The sequence below is a fragment of the Marinobacter sp. bablab_jr008 genome (genome assembly GCF_016464145.1).
GTDB lineage: Bacteria > Pseudomonadota > Gammaproteobacteria > Pseudomonadales > Oleiphilaceae > Marinobacter > Marinobacter nauticus.
In genome coordinates this window covers 48,754-62,896 of record NZ_JACDWW010000061.1, presented here as the reverse complement: position 1 = coordinate 62,896, position 14,143 = coordinate 48,754, and the positions used below count along the sequence as shown (strand labels likewise).

13 protein-coding genes are annotated in these 14,143 nt (G+C 56.7%); 8 read left to right on the top strand and 5 right to left on the bottom strand.

Going from position 1 to position 14,143, the window contains the following annotated elements; translation table 11 throughout:
- Nucleotides 1-3: 3 nt before the first annotated feature.
- Nucleotides 4-1,374 (top strand): MFS transporter, encoded by a 1,371-nt coding sequence (locus JIF53_RS11750; RefSeq protein ID WP_199452553.1) that lies wholly within the window; start codon nucleotides 4-6, stop codon nucleotides 1,372-1,374.
- Between the two features lie 57 nt (nucleotides 1,375-1,431).
- Nucleotides 1,432-1,956: a single-stranded DNA-binding protein gene (gene ssb, locus JIF53_RS11745; RefSeq protein ID WP_113880451.1), complete on the top strand. Its 525-nt coding sequence runs from the start codon at nucleotides 1,432-1,434 to the stop codon at nucleotides 1,954-1,956.
- Between the two features lie 56 nt (nucleotides 1,957-2,012).
- On the opposite strand, the gene ntrC is transcribed toward ssb, so the two are convergent.
- From ntrC to glnA, 4 genes are all read right to left on the bottom strand, one after another.
- On the bottom strand, nucleotides 2,013-3,443 hold the full coding sequence (gene ntrC, locus JIF53_RS11740) for a nitrogen regulation protein NR(I) (RefSeq protein WP_153741280.1): 1,431 nt from the start codon (nucleotides 3,441-3,443) through the stop codon (nucleotides 2,013-2,015).
- Nucleotides 3,440-4,564, bottom strand: a complete 1,125-nt coding sequence (gene glnL, locus JIF53_RS11735; RefSeq protein WP_414673332.1) for a nitrogen regulation protein NR(II) — start codon at nucleotides 4,562-4,564, stop codon at nucleotides 3,440-3,442. Before glnL ends, ntrC begins: the two co-directional genes overlap by 4 nt.
- A 219-nt stretch (nucleotides 4,565-4,783) precedes the next feature.
- A complete protein-coding gene (locus tag JIF53_RS11730) occupies nucleotides 4,784-5,308 on the bottom strand; it encodes a DUF4124 domain-containing protein (protein ID WP_153741282.1) in 525 nt (174 codons plus the stop codon).
- Nucleotides 5,309-5,504: 196 nt separating this feature from the next.
- Nucleotides 5,505-6,908, bottom strand: coding sequence for a glutamate--ammonia ligase (gene glnA, locus JIF53_RS11725; RefSeq protein ID WP_011784288.1), 1,404 nt, complete (start codon nucleotides 6,906-6,908; stop codon nucleotides 5,505-5,507).
- 393 nt (nucleotides 6,909-7,301) lie between these two features.
- Between glnA and typA the strand changes: the two genes are divergently transcribed.
- The 6 genes from typA to JIF53_RS11695 all read left to right on the top strand — a co-directional run bounded on the left by typA (nucleotide 7,302) and on the right by JIF53_RS11695 (nucleotide 13,234).
- Nucleotides 7,302-9,113 carry a translational GTPase TypA gene (gene typA / locus JIF53_RS11720; RefSeq protein WP_011784289.1) on the top strand — a complete coding sequence of 604 codons (1,812 nt, stop codon included), beginning with the start codon at nucleotides 7,302-7,304 and terminating at the stop codon, nucleotides 9,111-9,113.
- A 119-nt stretch (nucleotides 9,114-9,232) separates the two neighbouring features.
- A complete protein-coding gene (pip, locus tag JIF53_RS11715; protein ID WP_153741284.1) occupies nucleotides 9,233-10,195 on the top strand; it encodes a prolyl aminopeptidase in 963 nt (320 codons plus the stop codon).
- 107 nt (nucleotides 10,196-10,302) lie between these two features.
- On the top strand, nucleotides 10,303-10,758 hold the full coding sequence (gene dtd / locus JIF53_RS11710; RefSeq protein ID WP_153741285.1) for a D-aminoacyl-tRNA deacylase: 456 nt from the start codon (nucleotides 10,303-10,305) through the stop codon (nucleotides 10,756-10,758).
- A 490-nt stretch (nucleotides 10,759-11,248) separates the two neighbouring features.
- Nucleotides 11,249-11,572, top strand: a complete 324-nt coding sequence (locus tag JIF53_RS19645) for a porin (RefSeq protein WP_323127176.1) — start codon at nucleotides 11,249-11,251, stop codon at nucleotides 11,570-11,572.
- A complete protein-coding gene (locus tag JIF53_RS11700; protein WP_323127175.1) occupies nucleotides 11,566-12,276 on the top strand; it encodes a porin in 711 nt (236 codons plus the stop codon). The genes JIF53_RS19645 and JIF53_RS11700 overlap by 7 nt, the downstream gene beginning before the upstream one ends.
- A gap of 91 nt (nucleotides 12,277-12,367) precedes the next feature.
- Nucleotides 12,368-13,234: a CYTH domain-containing protein gene (locus tag JIF53_RS11695; RefSeq protein WP_199452551.1), complete on the top strand. Its 867-nt coding sequence runs from the start codon at nucleotides 12,368-12,370 to the stop codon at nucleotides 13,232-13,234.
- Here JIF53_RS11695 and mgtE read toward each other — a convergent pair.
- The gene (mgtE, locus tag JIF53_RS11690) at nucleotides 13,227-14,135 is read right to left on the bottom strand and encodes a magnesium transporter (RefSeq protein ID WP_228285541.1); all 909 of its coding nucleotides are present in this window, start codon (nucleotides 14,133-14,135) and stop codon (nucleotides 13,227-13,229) included. The genes JIF53_RS11695 and mgtE overlap by 8 nt on opposite strands.
- Nucleotides 14,136-14,143: the final 8 nt, after the last annotated feature.

The following is a 14,143-nucleotide window of genomic DNA, read 5'->3' as shown; positions in this document are numbered from 1 at the left end:
GGCATGAACGCGCTCGAAAAACGCTCAGTTGTGGCTCTGGCTTCGGTATACGCCATGCGTATGCTGGGCCTGTTTATGGTCATGCCCGTGTTTGTGCTGCTGGGTACGGACCTGCACGGTGCGACGCCGGCGCTATTGGGCCTGGCGATTGGTGCTTACGGCCTGAGTCAGGCGCTGCTTCAGATCCCCTTCGGCCTGTTGTCGGATCGGGTTGGCCGCAAGAAGATGATCTACCTGGGGCTTATTCTGTTTGCCAGCGGGAGCCTGCTGGCCGCGTCGACCGACTCAATATACGTTGTGATCGCCGGTCGGATTCTTCAAGGCGCCGGTGCCATCGCCAGTGTATTGATGGCACTGCTGTCAGACCTCACCCGAGAGGAAGAGCGCACCAAGGCCATGGCCACGGTGGGCATTTCCATTGGCCTGTCGTTTTCCGTGTCGCTGGTGCTGGGCCCGTTGCTGGGCGCGGCCTGGGGCTTGTCTGGCATCTTCTACGTGACGGCAGTGATGGCTCTGTTGGCCCTTGTTGTGGTCGCCAGGGTGGTGCCTACGCCACATACCCATAAAGTCAGCGCCGATACCCATCCTGCCCGCGAAATGGTCGGGCGCGTTCTGGCCGATGGCCGCCTGCTGCGGCTCGACTTCGGGATCTTTGTGCTGCACCTGGTTCTGACGGCCCTGTTCCTGGTCTTTCCGACCATGCTTCAGGATCAGTTGGGATTGGCCAGCAGCTCCCACTGGTGGTTCTATTTGAGTGTGATGGTGCTTTCTTTCTTTGCCATGGTGCCCTTTATCATCATTGGCGAAAAGAAACGCAAAATGAAGCCGATACTGTGCATGGCCATTGCCTTGCTGACAGCGGCAACAGCAACGCTGACTCAGGTGAATGCCAGCCTCTGGGCAGCCTGGGGTGTGCTATTTTTCTTCTTTATGGCGTTCAATCTTCTGGAAGCCAGTCTGCCTTCGTTAATCAGTAAAGAGGCTCCGGCTGCCAGTAAGGGAACGGCCATGGGGGTTTATTCCACCTCCCAGTTTTTTGGTGCTTTTCTGGGTGGAGCTCTGGGAGGTTATCTGCTGCAGAGCGCTGGCGTGGAGGGAGTGCTCTGGTTGATGGCCGGGTGCCTCCTGGTGTGGCTGCTGGCAGCCTTGACCATGCCGGCCCCGAGCTACACGACCAGCCTGGTTCTGGAGCTGAGGGATGCGCTGGAAAATACCTTTGACGACGTAGACCGTCAGCTACGAAGGCTGCCGGGCGTGAAGGACGTTGTGATTGTTGAAAATGCATCGACAGCCTACCTGAAGGTGGACCGTCAGCATTTTCGGGAAGATCAGCTTGCGGACTTTGACTTTGTCCGGCAGGGTAAGAGTACTTAAACACAGGATGCTGGCATGGATGGCTGGCACTCCGCAAAACATGATCAGGAGCATACGATGGCACGAGGCGTAAACAAGGTAATTCTCATTGGTAACCTGGGGCAGGACCCGGACACTCGCTATACCCCCAACGGCAACGCTGTGGTTAACCTGAACCTCGCCACAGACGAGAGTTACAAGGATCGCCAGACCGGGCAGCTGGTGCCGAAGACCGAGTGGCATCGGGTTGTGCTGTTCGGCAAGGTGGCTGAGGTGGCTGGGCAATACCTGCGCAAAGGCTCCAAGGTCTACATCGAGGGCAAGCTGCAGACCCGGAAATGGCAGAACAAGGAAGGGCAGGATGTCTACACCACCGAAGTGGTTGTGGATATCAATGGCCAGATGCAGATGCTGGACAGTCGTGGCTCTGAGGGCGGCATGAATCCGGGGGCACCCCAGGGACGGCCCCAGCAACAGCCGCAATACAATGCGCCGCCCCAGCAGGGTGGACAGGCTGGTGGCTACAACAATCCGGCACCCCAGCAGCAAGGTGGCGGCATGCCTGAGCCGATTGATGACTTTGACGATGATATTCCGTTCTAGTCGAGAGCATACGGATAAACTACCAGCGAGAGAGCTGAGCAGCAGCCGGGTGGGGGTCAGTCATCCCCCTCCGGCTGATCCATCCCCAACTCATTGATTTTCCGGGTCAGCGTATTCCGCCCCCAGCCCAGCAGAATGGAGGCATCCCGGCGGCGGCCGCCGGTGTGCTTCAGCGCCGTTTCAATCATGATTTTCTCAAACTCGGGCACCGCGGTATCCAGTATGCCTTTCTTGCCGCGCTTCAGTTCCTGTTCTGCCCAGTTCCTCAGGCCTTCCTGCCAGGTCAGACCGGTGGCAGCATGCTCGTTTTCCGCTTGATGCAGCAGTTCCGGGGGCAGGTCATCAATGTGGATCTCCCGGCCGCTGGCCATGACGGTCAGCCAGCGGCAGGTGTTTTCCAGCTGGCGGACGTTGCCGGGCCAGGGCAGGGTGGTGAGGTATTCCTCTGCGTCCGGGCGCAGGATCTTGGGTTCTACTGCCAGCTCTTTGGCTGCTCGCTTGAGGAAGTGCTGCATCAGGCGTGGAATGTCTTCGCGGCGTTCGGCCAGCTTGGGCAGGTGCACGCGAATGACATTCAGGCGGTGGAACAGATCTTCCCGGAAGTTGCCGGCCTGTACCAGTTTTTCCAGGTCTTGATGGGTTGCGGCGATGATGCGCACATCCACTTTGATGGGGGTGGTGCCACCTACCCGGTAAAACTCGCCATCGGCCAGCACCCGCAGCAGTCGAGTCTGAGTGTCGGCGGGCATGTCGCCGATTTCATCGAGAAACAGGGTGCCGCCGTTGGCCTGTTCAAAGCGGCCCTGGCGGGCAGCGCCGGCGCCGGTGAAGGCACCCTTTTCGTGGCCGAACAATTCGGATTCAATCAGGTCTTTGGGTATCGCCGCCATATTCAGGGCGATGAACGGGTTTCGTGCTCTGGGGCTGTGATTATGCAGGGCCTGGGCCACCAGCTCTTTACCGGTGCCGCTCTCACCGTTGATCAGTACGGTGATGTTGGAGTGAGACAGCCGTCCAATGGCCCGGAAAACCTCCTGCATGGCCGGGGCTTCACCGATAATTTCGGTATTGCGTGGTGTAGCATCGGCCTGGGGTTCGCTGGCGGCGCGTTTTTCATGGCTGTGGGCAACGGCCCGTTTTACCAGTGCGACTGCGTCATCCACATCAAAGGGCTTGGGCAGGTATTCGAAGGCGCCGGTCTGGTAGCTGGTCACCGCGCTTTCAAGATCCGAGTGCGCAGTCATGATGATAACCGGCACATCCTGATGCAGTTCGACGATCTGGGAGAGCAGGGTAATACCATCCACCCCTGGCATCCGGATATCGCTGATGATGGCGTCCGGTTGCTCGTGTTCCAGCCGCATCATGATGCTGTCGCCGCTGTCGAATACGCGCGGTTGCATGCCAGCCTGGCTCAGGGCGCGTTCCAGCACCCATCGAATACTTCTGTCATCGTCGATAATCCAGACGTTTGCCGGTTGGCTCATTTGCTGTCCTCCAGAGGCAGGAAGATGATGAAATCGGTTCTTCCGGGCTCACTCTCGCACTCCACCAGCCCCCGATGCTGGCCGATGATGCTTTGGGTAATGGAAAGGCCGAGTCCGGTGCCCGAGGCCCGACCGCTGATCATGGGGTAGAAGATGTTCTGCAACAGCTCCGGCGGGATGCCCGGGCCGTTGTCGATGATGTCGACCCGGCACACCAGCCGGTGACGGCGATGGCCGATGGTGAACTGCCGCAAGGCCCGGCTGCGAAAGGTAATCGTGGGTATTGCCGAACTGCCGCTTGCAGCTTCGTTCTCGAACGCGGCTTCCATGGCGTTGCGGGCAATATTCAGGAAGGCCTGAATCAGTTGCTCTTTGTCGCCGGGAAACTCCGGGATACTGGGATCGTAGTCGCGCCTCAGACTTACTCGGCCTTTGCTTTCGGCTTCAATCAGGGTTCGGACCCGCTCCAGAATCTCGTGGATATTGGTGGGGGCAATCTTCAGGGCTTTGTTCGGGCCGAGCATGCGATCCACCAGGCTGCGCAGACGGTCCGCCTCGTCGATAATCACACGGGTATACTCACGCTGGTCGTCGTCTGAAAGCTCACGGTCCAGCAGTTGCGCCGCGCCACGGATGCCGCCCAGCGGGTTCTTGATCTCGTGGGCCATGCCGCGCACCAGGATACGCGTGGTCTCCTGTTGCGAGATGATGTCTTCTTCCCGGCTGATACGCATCAGTCGGTCTCGAGGCTGGATCTCGATCAGCAGTTCGGTCGGGTCCAGGCTGATGGGAGTCACCGAGTAATCCACCGTCAGTCTGGCACCGCTGATCAAAGCAAATTCAGCTTCCCGGCGGGTGTAGGACTGGCCGTTCTCCACTGCGGCATGCAGAGTGGTCAGGGCATCCTCGGAATCCACCAGAACCTCCTGTAAGGGGAGGCCATGGCTTCGGGTCATACTGGTTTCAAACAGGCTCTCGGCGGCGGGGTTGAGGTAACGGATAGCCAGATCATCGCCAAGTACCAGTACTGCGGTTGTCAGACTGTCCAGAATGCTCTTGTAACTGCTTCCGGATATGGTGGCTGGATGGAATGGCATGCGTTGCTTCCGTTCTCGACTCATAGGATGTACCCCTGCGGCTGCAAAAAGCGAACCAGTTTTTTGGCATCGGGTAGCCAATGGGCAAGGATCGGGCAGAACGGGCGCGGTAGCCGGTACGCGGTGCTGTAGCTTGGTGCAGTAGTGAACGGTCTGGCGACAGGCAGCCCGGATTTTGCCCCTTGGCTGCCCAAAGTATGGTCACAACATGGTGCAATTGCACCATGGTGGTGCAGATAAGATTTAGTTGAGAACGGATGGGCGGTGAATCGTGAAGGTAATTGAATTGCCGGATTTCACGCGTACTCCGTTTTCATCGACAATATGAACGCCCGCATTATGAGTGCCCCGGTCGATATTGCTGACGGCTACCGAGCCTGAACTGCTCTGCCCGACCGGTTGTCCATCCAGGGTCACCTCAAACTTGTGGCCCCGTTTCAGCGGCGGTGTGCTTTGCACCTCGAAGGTAACGTTGCCGTTACCGCTGTGAAACGCCTGTTCATTGGCGGGGTACTGGAATGACACAGACTGGTAGGCTGCGCCCTCACGTTCTACCCGCTCGCGGAGTTGTTCGGGTTCCTGAACCACTTCGGGCTTGGGCAGGGTAATGGTGGTAACAGGTTTCACCTGGACCTCTTCACCGCCTTCCATGGGTTCGTCGGAAAAGGTGACGTTGCCATAGGCGTCAACGTGGCGGTAGACCTCGCTGTATGCTGTGGTCGAAGCCAGCATCAGCAGGCCAGCGGCGAGTACGAACGGTGCTTTCATGGCGATAACCTGTGGTAATGAACTGCTTTGATTATCGATTGCGGGCAAGGTCATTTCAATGTTGTGGCCTGCTTCCTTGGTTACATATCGTTAAGGGCGTGGGTCTTGGTTCAGAACTGGGATTGAGGCCACAAAAAAGCCCCGCACGGGGCGGGGCTTATGGACTGCATAGTCTGCACCGAATTGGTGCGGAGCTTTAGCAGGAGTAGTACAGATCGAACTCGACCGGGTGAGTGGTCATGTTCAGACGCTCGACTTCGCCACGCTTCAGGTCGATGTAGCCTTTGATCATGTCTTCGGTGAACACGCCGCCACGGGTCAGGAACTCGTGGTCTGCTTGCAGGCAGTCCAGGGCCTCGGACAGAGTCTCGGCAACCTTCGGAATGTTCAGGGCTTCTTCCTTCGGCAGGTCATACAGATCCTTGTCCATGGCATCGCCAGGGTGGATCTTGTTCTGGATACCGTCCAGGCCGGCCATCATCAGGGCGGCAAAGGCCAGGTACGGGTTAGCGGCCGGATCCGGGAAGCGCACTTCAATACGACGAGCTTTCGGGCTGTTCACGTACGGAATACGGATGGAGGCAGAACGGTTACGGGCAGAGTAGGCCAGCATAACCGGTGCTTCATAGCCTGGAACCAGGCGCTTGTAGCTGTTGGTGGCCGGGTTGGTGAAGGCGTTGATGGCCTTGGCATGCTTGATCACGCCGCCGATGTAGTACAGGGCAGCTTCGCTCAGGCCCGCGTAGCTGTCGCCGGCAAACAGGTTCTTGCCGTCTTTGCTCAGGGACATATGAACGTGCATACCGGAGCCGTTGTCACCCACAACCGGCTTGGGCATGAAGGTGGCGGTCTTGCCGTAGGCGTGAGCTACGTTGTGCACGCAGTACTTCAGGATCTGAACTTCGTCTGCCTTGCGGGTCAGGGTGTTGGCGCCAACACCGATTTCACACTGGCCAGCGGTGCCCACTTCGTGGTGGTGAACTTCAATTTCCAGGCCCATGGATTCCATGGCGGCACACATGGCACCACGCAGGTCGTGCAGGCTGTCGACCGGCGGAACCGGGAAGTAGCCGCCTTTTACGCCCGGGCGGTGGCCAATGTTGTTGCGGTCGAAATCTTCACCGGAAACCCACGCGGCCTCTTCAGAATGGATGTGGTAAGAGGCGCCTTGCATGTCGACGTTCCACTTAACGGAATCGAACACGAAGAACTCGGGCTCAGGGCCGAACAGGGCGCCATCGGCAATGCCGGTGGACTTCAGGTATTCTTCGGCGCGACGGGCAACAGAACGGGGATCGCGCTCATAACCCTGCATGGTAGAAGGCTCTACAATGTTGCAGGTGATGTTGACGGTGGTTTCTTCGGTGAACGGGTCCAGAACGGCGGTTTCGTCGTCCGGCATCAGGATCATGTCGGATTCGTTGATGCCTTTCCAGCCGGCAATGGAGGAGCCGTCGAACATCTTGCCGTCAGCGAAAAAGTCTTCGTCCGCCTCGGTGGCGGGCAGGGTCACGTGCTGCTCTTTACCACGGCTGTCGGTGAAACGCAGGTCAATCCACTTGACTTCGTGTTCTTTGATCAAATCAATCGTCTTGGACATTGTGCATGCTCCGTAAGGTTTTACATGTTCGTTGTGCCGGATCGTTCAGTGTTCTGAGGCCCGATCTTTTTTCAGGTCAGGGAAGCTTACCAGAAGCTTGTGGCCCTTACCCTCACTATGCGGCTGCTTTGGTATAAGCAATCGGCTTGCCAGTTTTTGTCGGCTGCGCCAGAACAGCGCAGCGACAAGGCTTTCGGGCTAATGTGGCGCAGCTCCTTGGTCGAAGAGGGCGCCTGTTGCACCATTGCGGCGCACCATGATGGTGCGAGTTCGCTGATAACGCATAATTATGGTGCAAGCCCCGATTGGTTACATATTAGGCACTAATCTTCATATTATCGCCATGGACTTTTCGATATACTGCGCGCCGCTAATTTCTTCAGGATACCCGTTGTGATTGATAAGCTTAGAAACGTTGCCATTATTGCCCACGTTGACCATGGCAAGACCACCCTGGTTGACCAGCTGCTGCGCCAGTCTGGCACGCTGGATCGGAAAGAGCTCGAAAACGAGCGCGTAATGGACTCCAACGACCAGGAAAAAGAACGTGGCATTACCATTCTGGCAAAAAACACTGCTCTAAAATGGAAAGACTACGACATCAATATCGTAGACACCCCGGGCCACGCTGACTTTGGTGGTGAAGTAGAGCGTGTGATGAGCATGGTAGACAGTGTGCTGCTGGTGGTGGATTCCATCGATGGCCCCATGCCGCAAACCCGTTTCGTGACTCAGAAAGCTTTCGCAGCGGGCCTGAACCCGATTGTGGTCGTGAACAAAATTGACCGTCCGGGTGCCCGCCCGGATTGGGTGGTGGATCAGGTGTTTGACCTGTTCGACAACCTTGGTGCCACCGATGAGCAGCTTGACTTCCCGATAGTCTATGCCAGTGCGCTGAACGGCATCGCCGGCATGGATCATGAGAATCTGGACGACAACATGGACGCCGTGTTCCAGGCCATTGTTGATCATGTGCCAGCGCCTTCGGTTGATCTGGATGGCCCGTTCCAGATGCAGATCTCCCAGCTGGACTACAACAGTTTCCTGGGTGTCATCGGTATCGGTCGCATTATGCGCGGTAAAGTGAAGACCAACACCCCGGTGGTGGCTATCGGTGCCGACGGCAAGAAGCGTAACGGTCGTATCCTGAAGATCATGGGCCACTCTGGCCTGCAGCGTGTGGAAGTTGAGGAAGCCCAGGCTGGCGACATTGTGTGCGTGAGTGGTCTGGACCAGCTGTTCATATCTGACACTCTTTGTGATCCCTCCAACGTAGAAGCCCTTCCGGCGCTGACCGTTGACGAGCCCACCGTATCCATGACGTTCCAGGTAAATGATTCACCGTTTGCCGGTAAAGAAGGCAAGTATGTGACCAGCCGGAACATCAAGGAACGCCTGGAAAAAGAGCTGCTGCACAACGTAGCGCTGCGGGTGGAAGAAGGCGACTCGGCCGACAAGTTCAAGGTATCCGGCCGGGGTGAGCTGCACCTGTCGGTTCTGATCGAGAACATGCGCCGCGAAAACTTCGAGCTGGCCGTGGGCCGGCCGGTGGTGGTAATCAAGGAAGTCGACGGCCAGAAGCAAGAGCCGTACGAAAACGTGATCATTGATATCGAAGAGCAGCACCAGGGCCCGATTATGGAGCAGATGGGGCTGCGCAAAGGTGACATGACTAACATGATCCCGGACGGCAAGGGCCGTATCCGCCTGGAATACACCATTCCGGCCCGTGGCCTGATCGGTTTCCGGAACACCTTCCTGACCATGACTTCCGGTACCGGCATCCTGACCTCCACCTTCAGCCACTACGGCCCGGTGAAGATGGGCGACGTAACCAGCCGTCAGAACGGTGTCATCGTTTCCATGGCCACCGGTACTGCGCTGACCTATTCGCTGGAAACCCTGCAGAGCCGGGGCAAGCTGTTCCTGGACCCTGGCCAGGAAATCTATGAAGGCCAGCTGTGCGGTATCCACAGCCGTGATAACGACCTGGTGGTTAACCCCACCAAGGGCAAGAAGCTGGACAACATGCGTGCCTCCGGTAAGGACGAAGTGATCGGCCTGGTGCCGCCTATCAAGTTCACTCTTGAGCAGGCGCTGGAGTTTATCGACGACGACGAACTGGTTGAGGTAACGCCCAAGTCCATTCGTCTGCGCAAAAAGCTCCTGACCGAAAACGAGCGTAAGCGCGCTAACAAGAAGTAACTCTTCCGGGGCCAGGAAATCGTTGTGAGGCAGTAAACGCTTCCGTCTGTTTTCCTGGCCCCTGTATTTTCCTCGCCCGTCTCAGCTAGACTGCCGTTATCCCCGAAACGGAGTTTTCCATGCTGACCCTCTATCCTGAAATCGAGCCCTACGCACGCCACCGACTGGCGGTGGATCATCCCCATGAGCTGTACCTCGAGGAATCCGGCAATCCGGACGGAATTCCGGTGATTGTCGTTCATGGCGGGCCGGGTGGCGGTTGTGAGGATTACCACCGGCGCTTTTTCGACGCCGAACGTTTCCGGATTATTTTGCTGGATCAGAGGGGCGCCGGACGATCGACCCCGTTGGCCGAGCTGGAGGGTAACAGCACAGACAAACTGGTTGAGGATCTTGAGGCGGTTCGGCATTTTCTCGGCATCGATCGCTGGTTGCTGTTTGGGGGAAGCTGGGGCTCCACGCTAAGCCTGGTCTATGCCGAAACCCATCCAGACCGGGTTCTGGGGTTGGTGTTGAGAGGTATCTTTCTGTGCCGGCCCCAGGATATTCACTGGTTTTATCAGGACGGCGCCAGCCGGGTATTCCCGGATTACTGGCAGGACTACCTTGCCCAGATTCCGGAGGTGGAGCGGAATGATATGGTGTCGGCCTACTACCGGCGCCTGACCAGTGCCAATGAGCTGGTGCAGATTCAGGCCGCGAAAGCCTGGTCCGTCTGGGAAGGGCGGTGCGCCACATTGCATCCCAATCCCAAAGTAGTAGAGCATTTTGGCCACCCTCATGTGGCCATCGCGCTGGCCCGGATTGAATGCCACTATTTCATGAATCATGCGTTCCTTGAGCCCGACCAGATCGTGCGTGATGCCTCGCGGCTAAAGGACATTCCGGGCGTGATTGTTCACGGCCGCTATGACATGGTTTGCCCGCTGGATAATGCCCTCGCGCTGAGTAAGGCCTGGCCGGAGGCGGAATTTCAGATTATCCGGGATGCTGGCCACTCGGCATCCGAGCCGGCAATTGTGGATGCCCTGATGCGGGGCGTTGAGAATGTGGTTGCCAGAAGTCTTCCCTCTGTTGGCTGAGAATGCGACTTTTTATTGATCTGACAGGGTTGCGGTGGTCTTGCGGGCTCTATACACTTTTCGCGTTTCAGAAATTTAACCCTCGGTGTTAACGCTCAAGGGAATGAATGAAAGGACTGATCCAGCGCGTTTCGGAAGCCAGTGTAGCCGTGGATGGTGAAACGATTGCCCGTATTGGTCCCGGGTTGCTCTTGCTCCTCGGCGTAGAAAGGAACGATACACTGAATGAGGCAAAGGAACTGTGCCGAAAAATCCTCTCCTATCGGGTTTTCCCCGATGAGCAGGGCCGGATGAACGTGAATGTTCAGGATGCCGGTGGCTCATTACTTGTAGTCCCTCAGTTTACGCTTGCTGCTGACACGTCCTCTGGCACGCGCCCGGGTTTTTCCCTGGCGGCCGCACCGGAGCTGGCGAACCGGCTTTATGGTGACTTTGTGGCTGAAGCAAGTAGCCAGCTAGGCGTCGAGCGTGTAGGTACGGGGAAGTTTGGTGCAGATATGAAAGTGGCACTGATCAATGATGGCCCGGTTACCTTTATGTTGGAGTCTGCCCGGAGAGGGTAGTGCACAAAAATGTGACGCAGTTGCCAACAGTGCCTCACGAAAGTGCGTGATTTGGGGTATTGTTTTGTGGCCTCAGAATGTGAAGGCCTCGGTTGGAAGGTAACCGGTTGTTTTGTGGATTTTTTTCGTTATCTGGCCCTGAATTTGTTGTGGAAACGGGAGAGGTTGTTAGTCCAGGCTGATCTAACGACAAAGGTTACGAATGCAAATGGGGCTAAAAAATGGCCATTAAAAATTTGCAAAAAATGGAACATTGTATTAAAGCAGGTTCATCACGCAGAGCTTTAATAAAGCTGTGTAAGTGGTTGAGATCTAAGGCAAGCGTGCTTGTCTTATAAAAAGAAGAAAAGCTGTTCCCACAGGAATGACAGGGGCAGTCAGATACCCGGCAGGCAGAGCCAAGCGTTGTGCCGGCCAATAAAAATCGGGATTTAGACCCGTCGAAAACCTGAGTTAACTCAAAAAGGAAGACGCAACATGAAAAAAAACGATTCTTGCTTCTGCTATTGCAGCTGCAACCTTCTCTGGCGCTGCTCTGGCCCAGGAAAGCAACCTGCCGACTATCTACGGTAACATCCAGCTGGCCGTTACCCATGATAACGTCGACGGTGGCGGTTCCGAAGTTGAGCATTTCGACAATGGTTCTACCATTGGCGTGCTGCACGACCACCAGGTCGCTCCGGGTGTTGAAGGTTTCTTCAAAGCCGAATTCCACTTCAATGCTGACGATAACAACGACGCTGGCTCTGGCATCTATGAGATCGACGAAGCTTATGTAGGTGTTCGTGGCGATAACTTTGGTCAGATCTGGTAGGTAAGGACGATTCAACTTACGAGACAGCTGTTGACGAAATCAACCAGTTCTTCGAAGTTGCAACTCTGAGCCTGTCTCCGGGTTACCAGACTGGCGAAAGCGACCTGATTCAGTATCGCTCCCCGTCCTTCGGTGGTCTGACTCTGGGCGCAGCTGTTCAGTTCAAAGGTGATGGAGAAACTAGCGTTCGCCAAGTGGCTGACCCAGTAACTGGCGAGCTCAGCGATGTTGAAACTAGCGGCGAGAAAGCTTACCCATGGCAGCTCTCAGCAGTGTATGCAGTTGATGCTCTGGAACTGGCCTTCGCTGTTGACTCCAACGACGGTGCCGGTTCTTCCAACGAGAACACCTACGGCCTGCGTGCCAGCTACAACCTGGACAATCTGCGCCTGACAGGTGAGTTCCATACCACCAAAGATGCTCAGGACAAGTTTGGCGTAATGGGTGTTTACACTCTGGGCAAAAACCAGTTTGCACTCGCCTATGAGCTGGTTCAGTATGATGACAAGTATGCTGGAGACGACGCCGCTCGTCTGGCAGACAAGGATGTGGATACTGTTACCCTGCAGGCGCTGCACAACCTGTCTGACAACATGTATGTCTATGTCGAAGGCTACCTCGGTGGCGGTGACGACGGCGTATACGGCGTTGCTGACAAGAGCGAACGCTCTGTTGCAGCCGTTGGTGCAACTTACTACTTCTGATCAGCTAACCAGCTAATCAAGTAGTCTCAAAAACCGGTGACTCAGGTCACCGGTTTTTGTATTTTCAGGGGCCCGTTTTTTGGAGTCTGTCATGGCCGTCGAACTTGAAATCAAACTGACCCTATCGGAACGGGCGCAGGCGCAAGCCCTGGAGTGGTTGCTTGCGCAGCCTGAGGCCAAGCCTGGTGGTCAAAAACTCCTGGTGAATCGCTACTACGATACGCCGGACGCAGCGCTCAACAGGGCCAGGGCGGCACTTAGGGTGAGGCAATCCGGAAATCGCTACATCCAGACCCTGAAAACCCAGGGCGAATTTGTTGATGGCGCCCATCGCCGGCAGGAGTGGGAGTGGCCGCTGCTAGGGCCTGAGCTGGATCTGTCGCTGCTCGAAAGTACGCCCTTGAAAAAGCAGTTGGATCTTCAGCAACTCCAGGTGGCCTTTGAAACCAACTTCGCCCGCCAGGTGGTCATGCTGGAAACTGCGGATGCGCTTGTTGAAGTGGCCGTGGACTCCGGCGAGATTGTGGGTGGGGGACAATCCCGAGCCCTCCACGAAGTGGAGTTCGAGCTGAAATCCGGAAACCCAGCAGCACTGATTTCCTGGGCACGGATGTTGGCAGATGAAGTGCCAGTGTTTCTGAATCTGGTGAGCAAAGCCGAGCAGGGATACTACCTGGCCGGAATCTATCGACCGGAACCGGACCAGGCTCCTGGCGAGTTGTCTGTCACGGAGTTTCTCCAACAACTCAGTCTCAGTTGGCTTCTGCAAAAACCGCTGAATTGCCCAGAGGCTGCTCTGCTGCAGGTAAAAAACGCGGCTATACAAGCGGGAGTGCAAGTGTTGTGGGATGAAATCCAGCCAATAACAGGCCAACACGCCGTGCCAGAACTGATAGAAAAAGCGCCCCGTCTTGGCGCGCTTCAGTTGGCGCTGGCGGCAGCGTCTGCCACTAACTGAGCCCCAGCAGGGCCGTGGCCACGCTGAAGTAAATCAGCACGCCGCTGACATCGGCAATGGTGGTAATCAGCGGGGTACTGGCCGTTGCCGGGTCAAACTTCAGCTTGTCCAGCAGGAAAGGCAGCAGCATGCCGATCAGGCTGCCCACCATCACCACGGCGATCATGGTAACGGCTACCACAAAGGCAATTTCCGGCCCGGCGCGCATAAAGCCAACCACCATCACTGCAACAGCCATGGTAACGCCAAGGGCGCTGGCTACCAGGGTTTCTTTACCCAGCAATTTGCCCCAGTCGGCGACGGTAACATCACCAGTAGCCATACCCCGTACCATAAGCGTGGCTGACTGAGCCCCGGCATTACCGGCGCTGGCGACCAGAAGCGGCATGAAGAACAGCAAGGCAATGTGTTCGGAAATAATGTCTTCAAAATAGGCAATGCCGGCCCCGGTAAAGATGTTGGCAAACACCAGAATTACCAACCATTGCACCCGCGAGCGGTAGAGCGAGAAGGGTGTTGCATCCCTCAGGCCGGTTTCAAGTTTGCCCACCGTGGCGCCTTTGTGGATGTCTTCGGTGGCTTCTTCTTCCGCTACGTCCATGGCGTCATCGTAGGTGACGATGCCCACCAGCCGTTCGTCCTGATCCAGAATTGGCAATGCCAGCAAGTCGTAGCGTGATATCAGCCGGGCCACTTCTTCCTGGGGGGTGTCGGTGCTGGCGGTCACCAGGCCCGTAGCAATCAGGTCGTCCACCGGCGTGCCAGGCATTGCGGTAATCAGGTTCCGAAGGGAAACTGCACCCACCAGTTTGTGCTGGTCATCGATCACGTACGCCTGGTAGATGGTTTCTTTATCCGGCGCGGTGTTTCGGAGCAGGTTAATCGCCGCGCTGGCGGACATGCCGGTGC